The sequence below is a fragment of the Rhizobium sp. TRM96647 genome, from assembly GCF_025780115.1.
Taxonomy (GTDB): Bacteria; Pseudomonadota; Alphaproteobacteria; order Rhizobiales; family Rhizobiaceae; genus Mycoplana.
In genome coordinates this window covers 296576-318295 of sequence record NZ_JAOXHF010000003.1, presented here as the reverse complement: position 1 = coordinate 318295, position 21720 = coordinate 296576, and the positions used below count along the sequence as shown (strand labels likewise).

General features: G+C 65.3%; 21 protein-coding genes. 13 read left to right on the top strand and 8 right to left on the bottom strand.

Features of this window, described 5'->3' with window-relative positions; genetic code table 11:
- Window positions 1–4: 4 nt before the first annotated feature.
- Window positions 5–1933, bottom strand: a complete 1929-nt coding sequence (locus OCK02_RS07290) for a hypothetical protein (RefSeq protein ID WP_263812445.1) — start codon at window positions 1931–1933, stop codon at window positions 5–7.
- Between the two features lie 420 nt (window positions 1934–2353).
- Here OCK02_RS07290 and OCK02_RS07285 point away from each other — a divergent pair, with 420 nt between their 5' ends.
- The 3 genes from OCK02_RS07285 to OCK02_RS07275 all read left to right on the top strand — a co-directional run bounded on the left by OCK02_RS07285 (window position 2354) and on the right by OCK02_RS07275 (window position 4874).
- Entirely contained in the window at window positions 2354–3046 is a 693-nt protein-coding gene (locus tag OCK02_RS07285) for an OmpW/AlkL family protein (protein ID WP_263812444.1), read from the top strand.
- Between the two features lie 159 nt (window positions 3047–3205).
- On the top strand, window positions 3206–4237 hold the full coding sequence (locus OCK02_RS07280; protein ID WP_263812443.1) for a serine hydrolase domain-containing protein: 1032 nt from the start codon (window positions 3206–3208) through the stop codon (window positions 4235–4237).
- Between the two features lie 193 nt (window positions 4238–4430).
- Entirely contained in the window at window positions 4431–4874 is a 444-nt protein-coding gene (locus OCK02_RS07275) for a glyoxalase superfamily protein (protein ID WP_263812441.1), read from the top strand.
- 75 nt (window positions 4875–4949) lie between these two features.
- Here OCK02_RS07275 and cysE read toward each other — a convergent pair whose 3' ends face one another.
- From cysE to OCK02_RS07255, 4 genes are all read right to left on the bottom strand, one after another.
- Window positions 4950–5792 carry a serine O-acetyltransferase gene (gene cysE / locus OCK02_RS07270; RefSeq protein WP_263812440.1) on the bottom strand — a complete coding sequence of 281 codons (843 nt, stop codon included), beginning with the start codon at window positions 5790–5792 and terminating at the stop codon, window positions 4950–4952.
- Window positions 5793–5887: 95 nt separating this feature from the next.
- Complete coding sequence (locus OCK02_RS07265; protein ID WP_263812439.1) at window positions 5888–6877, bottom strand: WD40 repeat domain-containing protein; 990 nt, start codon at window positions 6875–6877, stop codon at window positions 5888–5890.
- Window positions 6877–7974 (bottom strand): CobW family GTP-binding protein, encoded by a 1098-nt coding sequence (locus OCK02_RS07260; protein ID WP_263812438.1) that lies wholly within the window; start codon window positions 7972–7974, stop codon window positions 6877–6879. Before OCK02_RS07260 ends, OCK02_RS07265 begins: the two co-directional genes overlap by 1 nt.
- A 105-nt stretch (window positions 7975–8079) precedes the next feature.
- Window positions 8080–8886: a creatininase family protein gene (locus tag OCK02_RS07255; protein WP_263812437.1), complete on the bottom strand. Its 807-nt coding sequence runs from the start codon at window positions 8884–8886 to the stop codon at window positions 8080–8082.
- A 99-nt stretch (window positions 8887–8985) separates the two neighbouring features.
- On the opposite strand from OCK02_RS07255, the gene OCK02_RS07250 reads away from it, so the two are divergent.
- The 4 genes from OCK02_RS07250 to OCK02_RS07235 all read left to right on the top strand — a co-directional run bounded on the left by OCK02_RS07250 (window position 8986) and on the right by OCK02_RS07235 (window position 12099).
- Window positions 8986–9507, top strand: a complete 522-nt coding sequence (locus OCK02_RS07250) for a MarR family winged helix-turn-helix transcriptional regulator (RefSeq protein WP_263812436.1) — start codon at window positions 8986–8988, stop codon at window positions 9505–9507.
- Between the two features lie 52 nt (window positions 9508–9559).
- Complete coding sequence (locus tag OCK02_RS07245; RefSeq protein WP_230806851.1) at window positions 9560–10591, top strand: LacI family DNA-binding transcriptional regulator; 1032 nt, start codon at window positions 9560–9562, stop codon at window positions 10589–10591.
- 30 nt (window positions 10592–10621) lie between these two features.
- Window positions 10622–11581 carry a 2-hydroxyacid dehydrogenase gene (locus OCK02_RS07240; protein ID WP_263812435.1) on the top strand — a complete coding sequence of 320 codons (960 nt, stop codon included), beginning with the start codon at window positions 10622–10624 and terminating at the stop codon, window positions 11579–11581.
- 101 nt (window positions 11582–11682) lie between these two features.
- Complete coding sequence (locus tag OCK02_RS07235; protein WP_263812434.1) at window positions 11683–12099, top strand: AprI/Inh family metalloprotease inhibitor; 417 nt, start codon at window positions 11683–11685, stop codon at window positions 12097–12099.
- 10 nt (window positions 12100–12109) lie between these two features.
- Here OCK02_RS07235 and OCK02_RS07230 read toward each other — a convergent pair whose 3' ends face one another.
- Window positions 12110–12889: a gamma-glutamyl-gamma-aminobutyrate hydrolase family protein gene (locus tag OCK02_RS07230; protein WP_263812433.1), complete on the bottom strand. Its 780-nt coding sequence runs from the start codon at window positions 12887–12889 to the stop codon at window positions 12110–12112.
- 497 nt (window positions 12890–13386) lie between these two features.
- Here OCK02_RS07230 and OCK02_RS07225 point away from each other — a divergent pair, with 497 nt between their 5' ends.
- The 6 genes from OCK02_RS07225 (at window position 13387) to OCK02_RS07200 (ending at window position 20109) form a co-directional block, all read left to right on the top strand.
- The gene (locus OCK02_RS07225; protein ID WP_263812432.1) at window positions 13387–15699 is read left to right on the top strand and encodes a putative bifunctional diguanylate cyclase/phosphodiesterase; all 2313 of its coding nucleotides are present in this window, start codon (window positions 13387–13389) and stop codon (window positions 15697–15699) included.
- 166 nt (window positions 15700–15865) lie between these two features.
- Window positions 15866–16630: an N-acyl amino acid synthase FeeM domain-containing protein gene (locus OCK02_RS07220; RefSeq protein WP_412178775.1), complete on the top strand. Its 765-nt coding sequence runs from the start codon at window positions 15866–15868 to the stop codon at window positions 16628–16630.
- Between the two features lie 200 nt (window positions 16631–16830).
- Complete coding sequence (locus OCK02_RS07215) at window positions 16831–17055, top strand: aa3-type cytochrome c oxidase subunit IV (RefSeq protein WP_230806857.1); 225 nt, start codon at window positions 16831–16833, stop codon at window positions 17053–17055.
- Between the two features lie 84 nt (window positions 17056–17139).
- Complete coding sequence (locus tag OCK02_RS07210) at window positions 17140–18291, top strand: Re/Si-specific NAD(P)(+) transhydrogenase subunit alpha (RefSeq protein WP_263812430.1); 1152 nt, start codon at window positions 17140–17142, stop codon at window positions 18289–18291.
- Complete coding sequence (locus OCK02_RS07205) at window positions 18291–18701, top strand: NAD(P) transhydrogenase subunit alpha (RefSeq protein ID WP_263812429.1); 411 nt, start codon at window positions 18291–18293, stop codon at window positions 18699–18701. Before OCK02_RS07210 ends, OCK02_RS07205 begins: the two co-directional genes overlap by 1 nt.
- A gap of 10 nt (window positions 18702–18711) precedes the next feature.
- Window positions 18712–20109 (top strand): NAD(P)(+) transhydrogenase (Re/Si-specific) subunit beta, encoded by a 1398-nt coding sequence (locus tag OCK02_RS07200; protein WP_230806859.1) that lies wholly within the window; start codon window positions 18712–18714, stop codon window positions 20107–20109.
- 174 nt (window positions 20110–20283) lie between these two features.
- Here OCK02_RS07200 and OCK02_RS07195 read toward each other — a convergent pair whose 3' ends face one another.
- The gene (locus OCK02_RS07195; RefSeq protein ID WP_412178782.1) at window positions 20284–21171 is read right to left on the bottom strand and encodes a tetratricopeptide repeat protein; all 888 of its coding nucleotides are present in this window, start codon (window positions 21169–21171) and stop codon (window positions 20284–20286) included.
- Between the two features lie 294 nt (window positions 21172–21465).
- Window positions 21466–21693 (bottom strand): 30S ribosomal protein S21, encoded by a 228-nt coding sequence (rpsU, locus tag OCK02_RS07190; RefSeq protein WP_097137118.1) that lies wholly within the window; start codon window positions 21691–21693, stop codon window positions 21466–21468.
- Window positions 21694–21720 lie beyond the last annotated feature (27 nt).

Here is a 21720-nt window from a genome sequence, read left to right as displayed (position 1 = left end):
CGGGTCAGATCATCGGCCCGCCATAGACGAGCGATGCGTCCCGTGACGCTGCCTCGCGCGGTTCGCGGCTGTCGGACCGCGCGACGATCTCGCTGAAGCTTCGCTGGAACACCTTCAGCGCGACGAGGCTGTAGCAGGCCACTGCCACGAAGTTGTGCCAGAATGCACGGGGCTGCTCGGCATAGCTCGGGTTGACGAGCAGGCACAGGACCTCCACCGCGAGAATGAAGATCAGCGGATAGACGATGTATCTGGCGCTCTCGGTTCGGCCTTCGTCGATGAAATCGGCGATGATGCATGTGCTGACGCCATAGGCGACCGCGACGAACCCGAGGATGTAGCGGAAGAACATGTCGCTGGCGATGATCTCCGGCGTCATCTTGTCGAGGTCTTTTACGCCGGGGCCGATGTAGTAGTAGATGATGAACGAGACCAGGAGCGGCATGAAGGCCGCAAGGCTGCCCCACGAGACGATCGCCAGATAGTTTGCGAACGGGAAGTTCCAGATGCTGGTGAACCTTTCCCAATTCTCCTCCTCGATCCGCAGCGAACGCAGGAACAGGGCGATCAGGCTGGTGAGGGCGAACATGGCGCCCACCGTGAGCGCGGTGATTAGCCCGCTCTTGATGATCGTCGTGGCATCGGTCCGGGCAATGGCCTGACCCCAGTCGATTTCAGGTTTTGCGGCCTGCGTCAGGATTTCCGTGACGTAGAGGTAGAGGCAGAGCGGAACGACGCAGCCGACGAAGCCGATGCCGATCGCAAGCAGCGCCGCGTTGCTCCACGGATAGGTCGGGACACTGTCGTTGACCAGCCTGAACAGGGTCGCCAGAACGGCGTCTGGCTTCTTCGCCGCCGGAAGCATGCCCGCGGCGGCGCCCCTCTTGATCGTCAGCGCCGTCTCGCGATCGTTGCGGGCGAGGATCGCAAAGAGGGCGGAGAGCCGCTTCGCGCCGGTTTCGCATTCGCTGGCCAGCAGCGACCAGCGCTTCACCAGTTCCTCGTAGTTCCTGGCGGCCTTCAGGTCCTTCTCATCGACGGAATCGTTGAGGGCGCGCACCAGCGCCTCAGCGTCACGGTTCAGTTTCTCGCCGGTTTCCCGGGAGAGATCCTGCGCGGGATCCTCGATGTTCGATTTCGCCAGGATCTCCCTGACCTGCGGGGATTTCAGCGTCGTTGCGACGAGCGTCTCGATCTCGTTTTCGAGCATGTCGGACTTCGGCCGCAGGACCTGGATGATCTCCCGGTATTTCTCGTACTCCTCCTTCGACCAGATGCGTTCGCCGCGGATCGTGAGCGTCGCGAACAGCCGCAACGCGATGCAGTTGCGCCCCATCAGCGTCGCCTGGTCCTCGTTGAAGCCGAGGCCGAGCAGGAGATTGCGGATGCGCCAGAACTTGCGCATGTCCCGCCGGTAGTCCGGCGCATCCGCCACCAGCGTCTCGATGTCGTTGCGCGACAGGCGCTGCACGCGGGCATAGAATTCGCCGGGAATGCTGGCGACGCGCTGGGCAAGTCCGCGCAGCATCGCCTCGATCTGGGCGACCATCGGCACCGAGGGTAGGATGCCGACCACGATCAGGGCCGCGCCGAAGGGCCATGCCATGCCCTGGAAGGGCGCCTGCGCACCGGTCGGATCGTTGGCGATCAGCAGCACGACGGGTTTGGCCGTGCACATGAACAGATACAGGAATTCCAGGAAGATCAGGTAGAGCACGAAGGAGCGGTTGAAGATCGATCGCCCGACGATGTCGCCCATCGTCAGCATCTTGGTGAAATCAAACTCCTCGCCCTTCGGCGGCCGCGTGAACTCCTCTATGCGTTTCCTCGCATAGAGCGCGATCACGATCGCGCCCACCGCAAGCGACAACGCAAAGGAACTCTGCTCGCTGAGAAAGCCAGCGACCTGGTCCTGTGCCGGAACGGTTGCCATTGTCGCTTATGTGCACTGGCTGATGCTTGGATTGCACGGGCTTTGGGCCTGCACGCTTCCGCTTGCAACCAGGGCGCCGACAAGGACCAGACCGAATACCAGAAGTGAGACTTTGAGGGGCACCGCAAATGCTGTTGCCATGACAGCCTCCACGCAAAACAAGTGAATATGATCGATCGCTTATAAAGCAAAGTCAACTTATCCCTGCGAAGTACCTCTTTCGGTTGTGGCGAACGCCCGCCCGCCCGGCAGGCAGAGGGGGCGTAGTATTTCCGCCACGGTCGTCATGCGCGCGGCAATGTCGCGGGCAGACAGTGCTAAAGTATTGATCCATCTCAACTCCGTCTCTCCGCCGCGCGAGATATTGACCGCGGTGCAGCGCTTCGTGCCGCTGTCAATGATCGACGAAGGAGAGAAGAGATGTCGAACACCCTGACCCGCCCCTTGAGCCTTGTTGCGGCCGTAGCCCTCGCGGCGATCGGGCAGGCTGCCGCGGCGGCGGATCTGATGCCTCCGGCGGCGGCAGCGGCGGAAGCGGCGGATATCCGGGCACTCGGCCCCTGGCAGATCCGCCTGCGCGCGCTGGGCGTGATCACCAACAATTCCGGCCGTGTGAGCGGCATCGACGGTTCGGATCTCTCCTACAGCGACACGATCGTTCCGGAGCTCGACATCTCCTACTACTTCACCGACAACATCGCGGCCGAACTGATCCTGGGCACGACCTATGCCAATATCGACGCCGCCGGCTCGATCGATACGCTCGGCAGGGTGGGCAAGACCTGGCTGCTGCCGCCGACGCTGACGCTGCAGTACCATTTCACCGATTTCGGCGCGTTCAAGCCCTATGTGGGCGCGGGCGTGAACTACACGTTGTTCTACAACCAGTCCGGCAAGGGCGCGTTCTCGGACCTCGACGTCAAGAACGAGTTCGGCGCGGCCCTGCAGGTCGGCTTCGACTACATGATCGACGAGCACTGGGGCGTGAACTTCGACGTCAAGAAGCTGTTCCTCGAGCCGGAATGGAAGGTCAAGCTCGACGGCGCGCCGTTGTCGGGCAAGGCCAAGCTCGATCCCTGGCTGATCGGCACGGGTATCACCTACCGCTTCTGAAGACGCTCTTCCGGCGGGGGCACGGAAGAGCCGCGGTCGCGATTGCGGCCGCCGGGCCGGCGCGAAACGAGGTCGCGCCGGCCTCACCGCCTTTCAAAAGCGCGTGATATCGCGCCTGCAGCCACGAATTCGGCGAAGCTGCGCCCTACCTCGTGTCCTATGAACAGACGCACCCTGCTTGCTGCCCTTTCCCTCACCCTGACCACGGCGCCCTTTTCCGTCCGCGCCCAGACACCGTCGTCCACAGCCGCTGCGAATGCTCCGGCCGACCTGACCCGCATCCTCGACGAGGCGCGGGCGCTGCCGGCGCTGAGGGCCGTGATCGTCTCCCGCAGGGGGGCCGTCGTCGCGGAGCGTGGGTATCGCGGACATAGCGCCACCGAGAGCACCAATATCAAGTCGGCCTCGAAGAGCATCGTTTCGGCCCTGGTCGGGATCGCCATCGACAAGGGGCTGCTTCAGGGCGTCGACCAGCCGATCGCATCGATCCTCAGGACCGACCTGCCGGCGGACCCGGATCCGCGGCTGGCGCGGGTCACGATCGGCCATCTCCTTTCCATGCAGGCCGGGCTGGAGCGGATGTCGGGGGGCAACTACGGACGCTGGGTGTCGAGCCGGAACTGGGTGCGGGCGGCGCTCGCCGCGCCGTTCGTCGACGAACCCGGCGGCGGGATGCTCTACTCCACCGCATCGACACATCTGCTCTCGGCGATCCTGACGAAGGTCGGCGGCAAGCCGACGCTGGCGCTGGCGCGTGACTGGCTGGAGCCGCTCGAGGGCTTCCGCATCGGCGCGTGGGAGCGCGACCCGCAGGGCATCTATCTCGGCGGCAACCAGATGGCGATGAGCGCACGTTCGCTGCTTGCCTTTGGCGAGCTCTATCGCAACGGCGGACGGACGCCGGAGGGCGCGCAACTGGTCCCGGAGGACTGGATCCGGCAATCCTGGCAGTCGCGCACCCGTTCGCGTTTCTCCAACGACGGCTACGGCTATGGCTGGTTCGAGCGCGTGATCGGCGGCAGGACGGTGCATTTCGCCTGGGGCTATGGCGGGCAGATGCTCTATATCGTGCCGGACCTCGGGCTGACGGTGGCGATGACCTCGGACGAGAGCGGGCCTTCCGCGCGCAACGGATACCGCGATGACCTGCACGCCCTGCTGGCGAAGATCATCGGCACGGCGGAGAGCTGACGCCGGCGGCAGAATTTGACAGGCGCGGTCCGGACGTGTACCCCATCGCGCAGGGTGAGAGCCCCTGCCGTCCGCAAGCGCAAGCTTTGGTGAAGTCTCTCGTACAGGCACACGGTTTTCCAGCTTTCAAGCATGCGAACCGGCGGCAATGCGGACCCCTCCGAACGAACGCATGCAGACACTGGAGAAACCCATGCGTCTGTCGACGCCACTCCCTTCCCTTGACGGCCTGAAGGATCAGGCCAGGCGCCTTCGGGCCCGCTTCGAGGCCGACGGCCAGCCGATCGGCCATTCCCGCGCTCTCGAACTTGTCGCCGCGCAATATGGTTTTCGCGACTGGAACACCCTCCATGCCGCCGTCGGCAACCGGCCGCCATTCGATCCGTGGCGGCTCGGCGCGCGCGTGCGCGGGCACTACCTCGGCCAGCCCTTCGATGCGAAGGTGCTGGGCGTGCAGGCGCTGACGGCGCAACCGGGGCACTACCGGCTAACGCTGCATTTCGACGAGCCGGTCGACGTGGTCACCTTCGAGAGCTTCTCCGCCTTCCGGCAGCGCGTGAACTGCACCGTCGACGAGACGGGGAGGACGGCCGCAAGAACCTCCGACGGCCGGCCGCACCTGGAGCTGGAATGGTAAGGGAACGGCCCGGAACGCGATCTGGGCCGCTCGCCTCACTTCAGGTTTCGTTGGGTTTGTCCTGCCGCGGCAGGTCTACAGGATGTCCTGCGACATCTCTTCTGCCGGGACTTCGGCCCGTTCATGAACGCGGACGAGCACGGCCGGCACGCCGGCGACGGTCGTCCTGGCCGCCACGGGCTTGAGCACGACGCTGCCGGCCGCGACCCTGCTGCATTCGCCGACCTCGAAATTGCCGAGGATCTTGGCGCCGGCGCCGATCATGACGCCGCGGCGGACCTTCGGATGGCGGTCGCCGGTCTCCCGCCCGGTGCCGCCGAGGGTGACGTCCTGCAGGATCGAGACGTCATCCTCGATGACGGCGGTCTCGCCGATGACGATACCGGAGCCGTGGTCGAGCATGACGCCGGAGCCGATGCGGGCGGCCGGGTGGATGTCGACGTCGAAGGCGAGCGCGGCCTGGGTGGCGAGGAAGCGCGCGCTTTCGCGCTTTCCGCCGCGCCAGAGCCGATGGGCGAAACGATGGACCTGCAGCGCCTGGAAGCCCTTCAGGTTGACGAGGACATGGCAGGGACCGGGGCAGGCGGGATCGCGGGTGGCGACGGCTTCGATGTCGGCCTCGGCAGCGCGCAGCAGGTCGCCGTCGGCCGCAGCCGTCATCACCTGCTCGAGCGTGCCACGGTCGACGCCGCCTGCGGACAGCCGGGTCGCCAGGACCCGGACGAGCATCTGCGTGCCGGATGTGGAGATCAGGACCGGCTGGACGAGCGAGCGCAGCATCGGCTCACGCTTCGCCAAAGCCATGGCTTCAGTGCGGATCACCTCCCAGACGGGGCCGCCCGTGCCGGGCAAACCCCGGGACTGAACGTCCCGGGCGTCCCGAACGTCCTGTGCGACGCCTTGCAGCTTTCCTTGCATGGAATTCCCCTGATACCCGTCCCGCCCTTCGTCCGAAGAGCCGTTTTGTCCCGTTTCCTGTCGGGCGTTCGTGCCGGAATTGTCTCCGCCCGCCGTCAGCCGGCGATGTCGACCACGCCACAGTCTCCCGCCTCGCTGGCGAAGGCAAGCAGCTTGCCGCTGCCGCTCCAGGCGAGCGAGGAGATCGCGCCCTTGCCGGGTCGGCGCAGCAGCACCTCGCGATTGTCCGAGAAGCGGGCCGCAAGCACCATGCCGTCCGAATAGCCGATCGCGACGACGTCTTCTGCCGGATGGCAGGCGACCGCGGTCACCATCACGTCGCCGCGGGTGCCGAGTTCCAGCGGCGCCTTGCCCATCGGGCCGTCCTTGGAGGCGAAGGGCCAGACGATCGCCGCCGGCGCGCCTGACGAGGCGAGCCACTTGCCCTTGGCCGACCAGGACATGGACTTCACCTTGGCGGGGTAGCCGGTCATGCGCATGTGGCGCGTCTCGGCGCCCGGCTTGCTGTCGAGCTTCCAGCCGTGCAGGGCGTTTTCCTGCATGCTGGTGACGAGGAAGCGGCCGTCGGGGGAGAAGGTGACGCCGGTATGCGCGCCCTTCCACTCCAGGTCGACCGGCTGGCCGGCCGTCGCCACCCAATGCAAAGTCGCGCCGTTGTAGCGGGCGACGGCGATGCGCAGGCCCTTCGGCGCGAAGGCGACGCCTTCGACGGTGCGGCTTTCGGCGAATTCCTTGACGGTGCCGTCGGTAAGGCGGACGCGGGTCGTCCGGCCCTCGGCGAAGGCGACCGCGCCCTGCGGGCCTGCGGCGACGACAGAGATCCACTTGCGCGGCACCTCGGCCAGAAGCGTGGCGGTCCCGTCAGCGGCGATACGGAAGACCTTGCCGTCCTCGCCGCCGGTGACGAGCGTGTCGCTGGCCTCGTCGCGGACGCAGGCGAGCAGGCCGTCATTGGCCTGGCTCACCTTGTGGCCATGGTCGAGCCGATGAATCTCGCCGGTAGCGGAGGCGAAGAAGGGGACGTCGCCAAGGAAGGCCGCGGCGACGACGTGGCCGTCGAGATCGAGGGGAGCGACAGTCGGCATCAGTTTGCTGCGGCCTCGCAGGCCTTGAAGCTGCGTTCGATCTTCTCCCGGTCGAGGTCTCGGCCGATGAAGACGAGGCGGCTTTCGCGCTTCTCGCCATCCTTCCAGGCGCGCTGGTGGTCGCCCTCGACGATCATGTGCACGCCCTGCACGACGTAGCGCTCCTCGTCGCCGGCAAAGGCGATAATGCCCTTCAGGCGCAGGATGTTCGGACCGTCGGTCTGGGTGATCTTCTGGATCCAGGGGAAGAAGCGGTCGGGGTTCATCTCGCCGCCACGCAGCGAGATCGACTGCACCGTGACGTCGTGGATCGGCGAGGGGCCGTGGTCGTGGTGATCGTGACCATGGTGGTGATGATCGTGGTCGTGATCATGCCCATGATGATCATGGCTATGGTCGTGGCCGCAATCGGGGCCGCAGACGTGGTCGGGATGATCGTGTTCGAGGAAATGCGGATCGTTTTCCAGTGCGCGCTCGAGGTTGAACGCGCCCTGGTCGAGGACCTTGGCGAGGTCGATGTCCGAGCGGCTGGTGCGGTAGATGCGGGCCGATGGATTGATGGCCCGGACGGTCACTTCAACCACCGCCAGCTCTTCGGGCGTGACGAGGTCGGTCTTGTTGACGAGCACGACGTCGGCAAAGGCGATCTGGTCCTCGGCCTCGCGGCTGTCCTTCAGGCGCAGCGGCAGGTGCTTGGCATCGACCAGCGCCACGACGGCGTCGAGTTCGGTCTTGGAGCGCACGTCGTCGTCCATGAAGAAGGTCTGGGCGACGGGAACCGGGTCGGCGAGGCCCGTCGTCTCGACGATGATCGCGTCGAACCGGCCGGGGCGGCGCATCAGGCCCTCGACCACGCGGATCAGGTCGCCGCGGACGGTGCAGCAGATGCAGCCGTTGTTCATCTCGTAGATCTCCTCGTCGGATTCGACGATGAGGTCGTTGTCGATGCCGATCTCGCCGAACTCGTTGACGATGACGGCATACTTCCGGCCGTGGTTCTCCGTGAGGATGCGGTTCAGGAGCGTCGTCTTGCCCGCACCGAGGTAGCCGGTGAGGACGGTGACGGGGACGGGTTTTTGCGTGGCGGTGTCGGTCATGTCAGGATCCCTGAAAGTTTCAGCCCTCATATAGGGCGCAGGGTGCCGTCGCCGCAATACATGGCGCGCTCCCTCGACACGATTGCGCCGCAAGAGCGGCTGCCGTCAGCGCAGGGCCGATGCGTCGAAGGCGTGCACGTCTTCCAGCAGTTCGACGAGGCCGGCGGTGGCGTGGGCGAGAAGCTGTTCGCCGCGTTCGGCCGAAGCCTTCGTCGCGTCGCCGGTCGCGCCCTTTTCGTTGAGGTCGGACATCTTCCAGCCGAAGGCGTGCGCGCCGTAGGCGCGCAGGTGCCGGTAGCTCCTGGCGAACTCGGACTGTCGGGAGGAAAACCGCTCGGCCCTGTCGAGACGGACCAGTTCGGGGTTGATCGCCAGCATCACCGAGGTCTCGATGTCGCCGCCGTGAATGTCGATCGCCTTGTCCTCCGGTGCGATCCAGCCGTCCGGCTGGCCGAAGCGGGTCCAGCTCGTCGCGACCGCCAGCATGTGATGGCGCACCCGCGCCTCGGTCGCCACGATCGTCATCAGCGGCGAATTGCCGCCATGGGCGTTCAACATGACGAACTTGCGGATACCCAGTTCGGACAGGCTGGCGGCGATGCCGAGCCAGCGCCGCACGGCCTCGTCCCAGCCGAGCGACTGCGTGCCCGGCACGTCCAGGTGTTCGGGGGAATAGCCGATCTTCTCGGTCGGAAGGAAGGTGACGGGCAGATCCAGGGGAAGGGCTGCGGAAAGGCGGTCGACGATCGCGTCGGCGATCAGCCAGTCGGTCTCGAAGGGCAGGTGCGGCCCGTGTCCCTCGTGGGCGCCGAGCGGAAGGACCGCGATCCAGTGCGCGCGGGCAGAGGCGGGAAGGGCCGGATCGTTGTCCTGCCAGCGCCGCGCGGGTCGCAGCGTCACGGAACGCGCCATTTCAGAGCTCGTCGTTTGATGTCTTGCGCATGGTCTTGTCGTCAACGGGTCGCCTCTGTCATACAAGGTGGCAGCGGCGAAACAAGATCGGGAGGCTTGATGGGCAAGAAAAAGAAGGAAGAGAAGAAGGAAAAGGCCAGGAAGAAGGAGCATGCCGCGATCGGGCCGGCCGACGTTTCCGGCGCCGTCGTCCAGGCGGCGCGCTCCGTCCGCACGGTGCTTTCCCGCAATCTTCTATCGATCGGGCTCTATGCCGGGCAGGACGGCGTCATGCTGGCTCTGGCCGAGGCCGGTGGGATGACCGCCGGCGCACTGGCCGCCCGCCTCGGCGTGAAGGCGCCGACCATGACCCGGACCATCGGCAGGCTGGAGGCGCAGGGCTTCGTCGAACGCCGGCCGGACACGACCGATGGCCGCCTGACCGTCGTCGACCTGACCAGGGCCGGCCGGGATTCGCTGGAGAAGATCGGCAAGGCCTGCGAACTCAGCGAGCGGCAGGCTCTCGACGGCCTGAGCGACAAGGAGGTTCGCACCCTGCTGAAGCTCCTGCGGACCGTGGACGGCAACCTGCGGGGCGTCGTGCTGCAGGATGGCGACAAGCCTGTTGCGGAGGATTTTTAAATAGTTTAAATAAACGATTTAAACGACCTGCGACACGAACATGGGGAGGGGCATGGCGCAAAAGGTCAAATTGTCCACGATTGCGGAAACGCTCGGGGTATCCACCGCCACGGTTTCGCTGGCCCTGAGAGACAGCCCGCTGGTGGCGCTTTCGACACGGGACCGGATCAAGGAACAGGCGCGCGCGCTCGGCTACATCTACAATCGCCGCGCCGCCAGCCTCCGCACCTCCAGATCCGGCATCATCGGCGTCGTCGTGCACGACATCATGAACCCGTTCTACGGCGAGATCCTGAAGTCGATCGAGAGCGAACTCGACCGCGACCGCCAGACGTTCATCCTTTCCAACCATTACGATTCGGTGGAGAAGCAGCGCAACTTCATCGAGACGCTGCTGCAACTGGGCGGCGACGGGGTCATCATGTCGCCGGCGATCGGCACGCCGCCGGAAGACATCCTGCTGGCCGAGGACAACGGCATGCCGGCCATCCTGATCGCCCGCTCGATCGACGGCCTCGACGTGCCGATCTTCCGCGGCGACGACACCTACGGCATCTCGCTTGCGACCAATCACCTGATCGGCCTCGGCCACCGCGTCATCGCCATGGTCGGCGGCACCGACCAGACATCGACCGGGCGCGACCGCTACCAGGGCTACGTCAACGCGCTGCGCAAGGCCAATATCGAGGTCGATCCGGCGCTTCGCATTCCCGGCCCCCGGTCTAAGCAGGGCGGCTTCGAGGCCGCCGTCAATTTCCTGTCCTTGCCGCAGAAGCCGACGGCGGCGGTCTGCTGGAACGATCTCGTCGCCATCGGGCTGATGAACGGCATCGCCCGCGCCGGCCTGGTGCCGGGCCGCGACGTCTCGGTGACCGGCTATGACGACCTGGAGGAGGCGTCGATCGCGACGCCCTCGCTCACGACCGTCTGGAACGGCCAGTCCGAGGTCGGCCGCAGCGCCGCCCGCGCGCTGCTCGACAAACTGTCAGGCAGCCACGAGCCTGACGGCATCCACCTGATCAAGCCGGAAATGCGCATCCGCCAGTCGACGGGGCCGCTCCGCCACAACGGCCACGATCACTGAATTTCGAACGATCATCAAGGCAGGAAGACCATGCAGGAAAAGCCGAAGGTTCTCATCGTCGGGAAGGTGCGCGAACGCGTTGCCGAGCAACTGGAGGGAGCAGTCGAGCTGGTGCGCTGCCCCACAGCGCTTGCCCCCGGCAAACTCGCGCCGGGGATTGCAGAAGGCATCCAGGGCGTCGCGGTGTCCGGCAGTTTCGACGCGGACGCCATCGGCTGCCTGCCCAATCTGCAGATTATCGCCAGTTTCGGCGTGGGCTATGACGGCGTCGACGTCGGCGCGGCTGCCGCCCGCGGCATCGTCGTGACCAATACGCCCGACGTGCTCAATGACGAGGTGGCCGACACGGCGATCGCGCTGCTTCTCAACACCGTTCGCCGCTTTCCGGAAGCGGAAACCTGGCTGCGGGAAGGGCGGTGGGAGCGCACCGGCGCCTTCCCGCTTTCGAAGCTGTCGCTGCGCGGGCGCTCGGTCGGCATCTACGGCCTCGGCCGGATCGGCCTCGCGATCGCCCGGCGGCTCGAGGGTTTCGGCGTTTCGATTTCCTATCACACCCGCAGCCGGCGCGACGAGGCGCCCTACGACTACCATCCGACGCTGATCGGCATGGCCGAGGCGGTGGATACGCTGATCGCGATCGTTCCGAAGACGCCCGAGACCTACAAGGCGATCAATGCGGACGTGCTCGCTGCACTCGGCCCGAACGGCGTCCTGATCAATGTCGGGCGCGGCTGGACCGTGGACGAGGACGCGCTGACGGAGGCCCTGGTCTCCGGCACGATCGCCGCCGCCGGTCTCGACGTCTTCCAGGACGAACCGCATGTTCCCGGCGCCCTGCTGGCAGCCCCCAATACCTGCCTCCTGCCGCATGTGGCATCCGCCTCGGTCGCCACCCGCGACGCGATGGCCGATCTCGTCGCCGGCAATCTCCTGACCTGGTTCAGGTCCGGCAGGCCGCTGACGCCCGTGCCGGAGACGCCGGTGAGGTGACGGCCTGCGGGTTCTCGCCCGAGGCGGTAACCGCTCGTTAACCAATCGGCAAGTTTGCGGTGGCATGCTTTCTGGCGAATCGCACGAATTCGGAGATAGCCATGCGAAAGCTGATCATGCCGGCCTTGGGTGCTGCCCTCGTTCTTGCCGGTGTCTGGTCAATCGGCGGGACAACGCCGCCGGATGTCGACCCGGTCATTTCCGGGTCGATCCCCCGCGATGCGGGGTCTGCTGCCGGAAAGGCATTCTCCGTTGCCAACATCGAGACCAAGGCGGATTGCGTGCTCACCCGCGGCGAGCGGATGACCCATCACAGCATGCGCATGACCGCATCCGACGCATGCGACGCGGTCTGGTCGGGGCTGTCGCACGCTTCCAGCTGGACGGAAGCGGGGGACGGCACGGTCGTTCTGACGGACGCCGCGGGGGATGCGATCCTCACGCTGGCCGAAACCGACGGCCTCTACGAGGTGATCGATCCGTCCGGCGCGATTATCACCTTGCGCGCGGCGGAGTAGCGCGGGCGGATCAGCCGGCGGCCTGGCGTTTCGCCGGGGACAGTTTCGCTGCGGCGTAGTCACGGACGGCCTCGCCGAATGCCTTGAAGAGATTGTTCGACGGCTCGTCCGAGCCCACCCAGTATTCCGGATGCCACTGAACGCCGACGGCGAAGGCCTTCGAGCCGATCACGGAGACAGCCTCGACCGTTCCGTCCTCGGCGACCGCCTCGACGGCAAGCCGCGGCGCCGTTGCCGAAATCGCCTGGCGGTGCAGCGAGTTGACGCGGACGGTGCCGGCGCCCACCACCGAGGCGAGACAGGTTCCCTCCTTGACGATGACGTCCTGGCGGATGCCATAGGCAACGTCGAGATCGGCGGTGTCGGGCTTGCGATGGTCCCAGTTGCCGGGAATATCCTGGATCTCGTTGGCGAGCGTTCCCCCGAGGGCGACATTGAGTTCCTGCAGCCCGCGGCAGATGGCGAGCAGCGGAACTCCGCGCTCCAGCGCGCGCTTGATGAGCGGCAGCGAGGTCGCATCCCGTGCGGGATCGAAGGGGCCGTCGGCCTCGGTCGCCTCGCGGCCGTAGTGCGAGGGATGGACGTTGGTGCGCGAGCCGCTGACCAGCACCCCGTCGACGCGGTCGAGGATCTCGTCGAAATCGTGGCCCGTTTCCAGGGCAGGGACCAGCAGCGGGATGACGCCCGCACCCTTGACGGCGGCGCGTACGTACTGATTGGGCGTAGCCTGCCAGACGTTGCCTTCGATTTCGCGGATGTCCGCAGGGATGGCGACGACAGGTTTCGGCATGACGAAGGAACTCCGATGTTGGGCGCGGCAGGCACCGGCTGCACGATGCCCGATCGCCTGCCGGAGCGCGGCCGTCTGTTCACATGCGCCGCTGCTTCCCGCTTCCAAGGATTTGCCGGGAAAATGCGCTTCAGTCAATTCCCCCGTGGCGGCCCGAGGGAGGCCGCCTTCCTGCGCGGGGGCGAAATCTTGCCGCCCCGCATTAGGCTCCGGCTAACCCTGATTCGCGAAATCCGTCGGCCGCGTTGAATTGAGCGTGATGCAATCGGCACGCACCGTCTCCGGACGGCGATGCCATTTTGCATTGCTCGTCTATGCAGGGTTGCGTCGGCGCAACCGGTGGAGGCGCAAAGCAATTTAAGGTTGAGTTTATTTCGAGGGGCATTGGCACGATTGCGGAAATGCTGTGCATTCCCCCGCTGAATAGAATAATCTCGCGAAATCATTCATTAAAATTTCGCCGGTAACCCTCGCCCGTCAATGGGAGCGCCGAGTCCATGAAGGATCGAGGTCAAAGCACGCTGCCGACAGATGTGTACCTGTCGTTCGTCAGCTCGCTTTACGGAAACCGTCAAACGCTGTTCGTCGGCATGATCTCCCATGTGGTGACGTTCGCGTTCGTGTACGCGAAAACGGCCGATTCCTTCTTCCTCGCCTGCGCCGGTGCGATCGTCCTGATATGGTCGCTGCGCGCCGCCGGCATGCGCCGCTTCGACCGTGTCGACCAGTCCAGGCTCGACAATGACGGCATCCGCTACTGGGAGAACTGGTACAACACCGGTGCCGTGGGCACGACGCTGGTGCTGGGCGTAGCGAGCGGCTACAGCCTCCTGATCAGCCGCGACAGTTTTGCCGAGCTTGCGACGATCTCTGTGACCCTCGCCACCATGGTCTCGGTCGTCGGGCGCAACTGCGGCTCGCGCCGGGCGGTCGACTACATGACCTTCTGCGCCTGCTTCCCGATGGTGGTGGGCTTCCTCGGGCTGCAGGATTTCTACCACGCCGTGCTGGCGCTGCTCATCCTGCCGTTCAGCCTGACGACGCGGATGATGGCCAACGGCGTGCGCAGCTTCCTGGAGAAGGCCGCCCTTGCGACGCGGGAGATCACGACGATCGCCGACCGGTTCGATGCGGCGCTCAACAACATGCCGCACGGCCTGCTGATGCTGGACGCCGATCACCGCATCCTGGTCGCCAACCGGCGCGCCTGCGAGCTTCTCCAGCTCGGAGACAAGGAGCGCCTGAAGGACTGCCATCTCGACGTGGTGCTGCGCTATGGCGTGCGCAGCACCTTCCTCAATGCCGAGCAGAGCAAGGCCATGCTGCAGAAGCTGGACGAGCTCTTGCGGGGGCAGCGATCGCGCGCCCTCGTGCAGGTGACGGACGACTTCTACCTGGAATTCACCGCCAGCCAGCGCGAGAACGGTGGCGCGGTGCTGATCTTTGAGGACGTGACGGCCCGCATGCGCGCCGAAAACAAGATCCTGCACATGATCCGCTACAACAGCCTGACGGGGCTGCCGAACCGGACCTATTTCGGCGACCTCGTCCAGCACGCGCTTTCGGAGCGCAAGCGCCCGGGGACGGTCGGCTTCCTGGTGCTCGACGTCGACGAGTTCAAGCACGTCAACGACGTCAAGGGACACGTGACCGGCGACCGGCTGCTCTGCATGCTCGCCGAGCGCATCCGCAGGGTCGCGGGCGAACGCGCGGTGGCGGGTCACCTGATGGGGGACGAGTTCATCCTGTTCTTCCCCAACGAGAGCAACCGCAAGGACCTCGAGGAACGCATGCGCCGGCTGCACCAGCAGGTGCAGGGAAGCTACGAGCTTGCCGGCACGACGTTCCGCATCTCGCTCAGCGCCGGCGCCGTCCTCTGCGAGAGCGACGAGTTCCGCATGGAGGACATGCAGATCAAGGCCGACCTCGCCCTGTTCGAGAGCAAGTCGCGGGTCAAGGGCGGCTTTACCGTGTTCGAGGACGAGATGGACGCGCGTTACCTGGAGCGGCAGAAGCTCAAGCAGGACCTGCGCGAGGCGGTTGCCAACAACGAGCTGTCGGTCGCCTACCAGCCGATGTTCCTGCCGGACGGCTCCAAGATCGCATGCTGCGAGGCCTTGGCGCGCTGGACGCATCCCGAGCGCGGGCCGATCCCGCCCACCGTCTTCATCCAGATCGCCGAGGAGATGGGGATCGTTTCCGACATCACGCGCCGGATCATCGAGCGGGCCTGTGCGGATTGCGTCGGCTGGCCGGAGCACATGGGTGTCTCGATCAACCTGTCGGTCCAGGACCTGCGCAATTCCGAGATCGTCGGCGTCGTGACGGATGCGCTCCTGAAGGCGGGGCTGAAGCCGTCGCGGCTTCACCTGGAAGTCACCGAAAGCTGCCTGATGGAAGAGCCGGTCAAGGTGCAGGCGGTGCTGCAGGAACTGCGCGCGCGCGGCATCACGATCGCGATCGACGACTTCGGCACCGGCTACTCCAGCCTCAGCTATCTCGACGCCCTGCCGCTCGACCTGATCAAGATCGACCGGTCCTTCGTCCGCAACATCAGCGAGGATGCGCGCCGCTTCAAGCTCCTGCGCGGCACGGTCAATCTGTCGCGGGAGCTCGGCCTCAAGATCGTCGTCGAAGGCGTGGAGACCCGCGAGCAGCTGGCGCTGATCAACAAATACAACTGCGCCGACCTGATCCAGGGCTACGTCTTCGCCGCGCCGATGTCGAACAGCGCCATCATCGACCTGACCCAGGCGCTCGCCCGCAAGGCCGCCGACAGCCGCGCCAAGAGCGGCCGGCACGTCGCCTGATCTTTCTCCCTCCGCATTGTAGTTATCGCTAAAATACTGATTTTCAACAGGATGGTTAATTACTGTTAACGTTAATAATTGGTAATTTACACAAATTGACCGAAATGATTGAGTGTATTCCGGCGGTGGGGCAGCCGCGGTCATTTCAATCGGGGGTTTGTGTTTCATGGCCAGCGTGCAATCGGCGACCAATCGGTTTTCAGACAAGCTCATGCAACTTCTGGATCAGGTAGAATATCGCCGGGTCGAGACCGGGGAGGACATGGAGGAGGTCGCCCGCATCCGCTACAAAGCCTACAAGGCCGGCGCCGTGATGCATCTGGGCGACGATTCGCCGCTTCTGATCGACGAGGTCGACTTCGACAGCCATGCCTATGTCTTCGGCATCTACTACGAGGAACGGCTGATCTCGACCGTGCGCCTGCACCATGTGACGCCCGAGCATCGCGTCACCTCGTCCGGCAAGGTGTTTCCCGACGAGATCACCGCCTTTCTCGACGCCGGCATGACGCTGATCGATCCGGTTCGCCTGGCCGCCGATCCGGAGATCTGGAGCGAGATGCCGGCCATTCCCTATCTCACGCTCAGGCTGGCCACCATGGCGACCGACTATTTCCAGACCGACCGCTGCCTGCAGATGGTCAAACCAGCCCATTCCGCCTTCTACAAGCGCGTGTTCGATGCCGACTTCGTGGCCTCGCCGAAGAGCAACCAGGGCAAATTCATCATCGACCTGATGCTGATGGCGACGCGGGTGAAGGAGGTTCTGCCGAAGCTTTACGAGCGCTTCCCCTTCTTCAAGTCGGAGCCCTTCGAGCGGCGGATGATGTTCGACCGCAGCGGCGACCCACTGACGGTCCGGCCGACGGCGCGGCTCGCCCATTTCGGCACCAGCCGCATCCAGATCAGCCCGGCGAACATCATCGGCTAACCTCCGATTTTTCCTGGGCTCCGCATCGGCCCGGTCCATCGGAAAATGCGCGGTTGCGCGTTGCGCTTTTGCCAGCCTTTGTGTAAGGCCAGAGACGGTGGAGATTGTGCAAGGCGCGGCGTTGCGGCGGCCGGCACCTTCGCAACGAGGAGGCGGATCGACGGTTCGGCGTCGAACGCATGCAGACAGGAGACGATAGCATGGCAGAACATCACTCCGGGCCGGTCGAGACGGGTGCTCCGATGGATTATTCCGAGCACGAGAAGACCTACGAGTTCTTCATCGCCGCGACGAAATACGGCACGATGTTCTGCGTGACGCTCCTGATCGCCATGGCTGCCGGCTTCTTCACCGGTGCGGGCTTCTTCTCCGCGCTGATCCTGCTGATCGTCCTCAACGTTCTCGGTTTCGTCATCCTCCGCTAGCGGTTCCCTTCCGGATCGGCTGACGCGGCGCCCCTTGCCGGGCGCCGGGAGAAATTGACGCGACCAACTCGGGGGAGGATTGGCGTGGGTGAGGTAGTGTTCGTGTCGCGGGAAACGGATCCCGCGGAAAGCCGCGTCGCGGCATCGGTCGAAACAGTCAAGAAGATGAAGGCCCTGGGCTTCGACGTCGTCGTCGAGGCCGGCGCCGGGGCGACATCGCGCATTTCCGACGACGATTTCGCCGCGGCGGGCGCCACGGTCGGGACCGCGGCGGACGCCAAGGGCGCCGACGTGGTACTGAAGGTGCGCCGGCCGAGCACGGCGGAAATCAAGTCCTACAAGTCCGGCGCGATCGTGATCGCGATCATGGATCCTTACGGCAACGAGAAGGCGCTGGCGGCGATGGCCAAGGCCGGCCTGACGACGTTCGCCATGGAACTGATGCCGCGCATCACCCGCGCCCAGTCGATGGACGTCCTTTCATCGCAGGCAAACCTCGCCGGCTACCAGGCGGTGATCGACGCTGCGGCCGGATTCGACCGCGCCATGCCGATGATGATGACGGCCGCGGGCACCGTTCCGGCGGCCAAGGTGTTCGTCATGGGGGCGGGCGTCGCCGGCCTGCAGGCGATCGCCACCGCACGGCGGCTGGGCGCCGCCGTCACCGCAACCGACGTGCGTCCCGCCGCCAAGGAGCAGGTCGCCTCGCTCGGGGCCAAGTTCATCGCCGTCGAGGACGAGGAATTCAAGGCGGCCGAGACTGCCGGCGGCTATGCCAAGGAGATGTCGAAGGAATACCAGGCCAAGCAGGCGGCACTGGTGGCCGATCACATCGCCAAGCAGGACATCGTCATCACCACCGCGCTGATCCCCGGCCGTCCGGCGCCGAAGCTCGTCACGCGCGACATGCTGCGGAATATGAAATCGGGCTCGATCGCCGTCGACCTCGCCGTCGAGCGCGGCGGCAACATCGAGGGATCCGAGCCGGGCAAGGTCGTCGACGTCGAGGGCGTGAAGGTCATCGGCTATCTCAACGTGCCCGGCCGCATCGCCGCCTCCGCCTCGCTGCTCTATGCCAAGAACCTCGTCACCTTCCTGGAGACCCTGGTCGGCAAGGACACCAAGGCGCTTGCCGTCAACCCGGAGGACGAACTGGTCAAGGCGACCATGCTGACGCAAGGGGGCGCTGTGGTCCATCCGAACTTCGCGGCGGCCGACAGCAAGGGAGGCGCATGATGGCAAACGAACTTCTGGACAAGGCAATCGCCGATCTCGAGCGCGCGGTCGAAGCGGTCCGCACGGCGGCAGAATACGTTCCCGACGCTGCGGGCGCTGCCGCCCACGGCGTTTCCGGCGGGGCGATCGATCCCTTCGTGTTTCGCCTGGCGATCTTCGTGCTGTCGATCTTCGTCGGCTACTATGTCGTCTGGTCGGTGACGCCGGCGCTGCACACGCCGCTGATGGCGGTGACGAACGCGATCTCGTCGGTCATCGTCGTCGGCGCGCTTCTGGCCGTCGGCATCTCGCTTTCCGGTGTGGCCACCGGCTTCGGCTTCGTCGCCCTCGTCCTCGCTTCCGTGAACATCTTCGGCGGCTTCCTCGTCACGCAGCGCATGCTGGCGATGTACAAGAAGAAAGAGAAGTGAGGTCGCGCTGATGTCCCCGAATATTGCTGCCTTCCTCTATCTCGTCTCCGGCGTGCTGTTCATCATGGCGCTGCGCGGCCTGTCGCATCCGACCACCAGCCGGCGCGGCAACATGCTCGGCATGGCCGGCATGGGGATCGCCATCGTCACCACGCTGCTGCTGGCCACGCCGTCCTTCGGCGGGCTCGTGCTGATCGTGCTCGGCCTTGCCATCGGCGGCGGGGCAGGGGCCTATATCGCCCGCTCGATTCCGATGACCTCGATGCCGCAGCTCGTCGCCGGCTTCCACTCGCTGGTCGGCCTGGCGGCCGTGCTGGTGGCGTCCGCCGCGCTCTATTCACCGGCCGCCTTCGGCATCGGCGATGTCGGCTCCATTCACGCCCAGGCGCTGGTCGAGATGGCGCTCGGCGTCGCGATCGGCGCGATCACCTTTACCGGTTCGATCATCGCCTTCCTGAAGCTCGATGGGCGCATGTCCGGCAAGCCGATCCTGCTGCCCTACCGGCACCTGATCAATGCCGCGCTGCTGGCGCTGATCGTCTTCTTCATCTTCGGCCTCGCGGTCAGCGAGAGCCATTTCGACTTCTGGGCGATCGTGGTGCTGGCGCTGGTCCTCGGCGTCTTGATCATCGTGCCGATCGGCGGGGCCGACATGCCCGTGGTCGTGTCGATGCTCAACTCCTATTCGGGCTGGGCTGCCGCCGGCATCGGCTTCACGCTCGGCAACCTGGCGCTGATCATCACCGGTGCGCTGGTCGGTTCCTCGGGCGCGATCCTCTCCTACATCATGTGCAAGGGGATGAACCGCTCCTTCGTCTCCGTCATCCTTGGCGGCTTCGGCGGGGAGACGGCGGCAGCGGCCGACGACGGCGTCCAGCGTACGGTCAAGCAAGGTTCGGCCGACGACGCCGCCTTCCTGATGGCGAACGCATCCAAGGTCATCATCGTGCCCGGCTACGGCATGGCGGTGGCGCAGGCGCAGCATGCGCTGCGGGAACTCGCCGACAAGCTGAAGGCGAACGGCGTCGAGGTGAAGTATGCGATCCATCCCGTCGCCGGCCGCATGCCCGGCCACATGAACGTGCTGCTCGCTGAGGCCAACGTGCCCTATGACGAGGTGTTCGAGCTGGAGGACATCAATTCCGAGTTCGCCCAGGCCGACGTCGCCTATGTCATCGGCGCCAACGACGTGACCAATCCGGCCGCCCGCGACGACAAGACCTCGCCGATCTACGGCATGCCGATCCTCGACGTCGACAAGGCCAAGACCTGCCTGTTCGTCAAGCGCTCGCTGGGCTCCGGCTATGCCGGCATCGACAATACGCTGTTCTACAAGGACGGCACGATGATGCTGCTCGGCGACGCCAAGAAGATGACGGAAGACATCGTCAAGGCGATGAACCACTGAGGCGTCGCAAGGGCGTCACGGATCTGCACTACCTGAAAATGCCCGTCGATTCGGCGGGCATTCTCGTATCGGCCCTGCGAGTCGGCGCGGACCCCATGCCATCGCGAAAAGAAGAACCCGGAGAGCGAGCGACTCCCCGGGTTCTATATATCGATCGCGAAATACGGGTGAGGCTTACGCCGCGCCGCCGCGGGTGCGGGAGACGCCGTCCTTGGCCGGCTGGTACTTCGGGTCGAGGCGCAATGCGTGCGAATAGGACTTCGCGGCCTTCGCCATGTCACCGCGGCGCTCGTAGATCAGCGCCTGGTTGGTCCAGGATTCGGCGTTCTTGCCGTCGAGGCCGATCGCGGTGTTGAAGTCGGCAAAGGCGTTGTCGTCGTCGCCCTGGGCGGCGTAGGAGAGGCCGCGGCCGTTGTAGGGCTCGGCCGAGCTCGGAGAGAGCGAGATCGCCTTGGAGAAGTCCTCGATCGCCGGGCCGTGCTGGCCGCGACGCTGGTAGATCAGCCCGCGATTGTGATAGGCGCGCGGATCGGTGGTGTCGAGGCTGATCGCCTTGTTGAAGTCGTTGAAGGCTTCGTCGACCCGGCCGGCCTGGCGGTAGAGATTGCCACGGCCGATATAGGCGACGTCGTAGCTTGGGTTGATCTGCAGCGCCCTGTTGTAGTCGGAGGCGGCATCGCCCTGCCGGCCGAGACTGCGCTGGACGAGCGCGCGGTTGGCATAGGCCTGGTAGAAGCGCGGGTTGAGCTCGATCGCCCGGTCGAAATCCTCGATCGCCTTGCGATAGTCGCCGGCGCGGCCATAGGCTGATCCGCGGACGTTGTAGCCTTCCGGATCCTGCGGGTTTGCCGCGATCACGCTCGAGAGCGAGGCGATGTTCTCCGTGGAGCCCTGGGCACGCTCGACGCGGATGACGTCGGTGCTCGTGCTGGCGCTCTGGCAGGCGCTGAGCGATGCGGCGGCAATGATGGAGAAGAGAGCTGCGGCCGTAGGCCTGCGGAGATCCGAGGCGGGAACAAGGCGTTTCAGGGAGAAAGGCGATTGTCCCGTGGTTGCTGCCATTTTCAAGATAGACGTCCCTCAACAAGGCGCTTCATGCGCCGATCCTGCATCCGCTTGCGCCGGGATGCTCCTCGCCACGTCGTGGCTGTCCGACGGGCAATGCCCGGGCTCTTCCTGCGGGGCGCGCCATCGGTCGACATCCCCGCCGCCCAGCCTTCCCGACGTCCAGGGCAAGCTTATCCAGCCGTCCCGCTCGACACGCCTTGCTATTGTCCCCGGCGCATCAAAAAAGGCGGTGGCAATCGCTTCGCCACCGCCAGACCTTGCATTCGAAAACGTCGAAAAAACGACGGATCAACGAGCCGTGCGGCCGCCGCTGACCAGACCCTCGCGCTGGGCGCGCTTGCGGGCCAGCTTGCGAACGCGGCGAACGGCTTCAGCCTTCTCGCGGGCGCGCTTCTGCGACGGCTTCTCGTAGTAGTCCCGCATCTTCATTTCGCGGAAGATACCTTCGCGCTGCATCTTCTTCTTGAGAGCGCGGAGCGCCTGATCGACGTTGTTATCGCGGACTAGTACCTGCACGAGTATCCCGTTCCTTGGTTTGTGTTG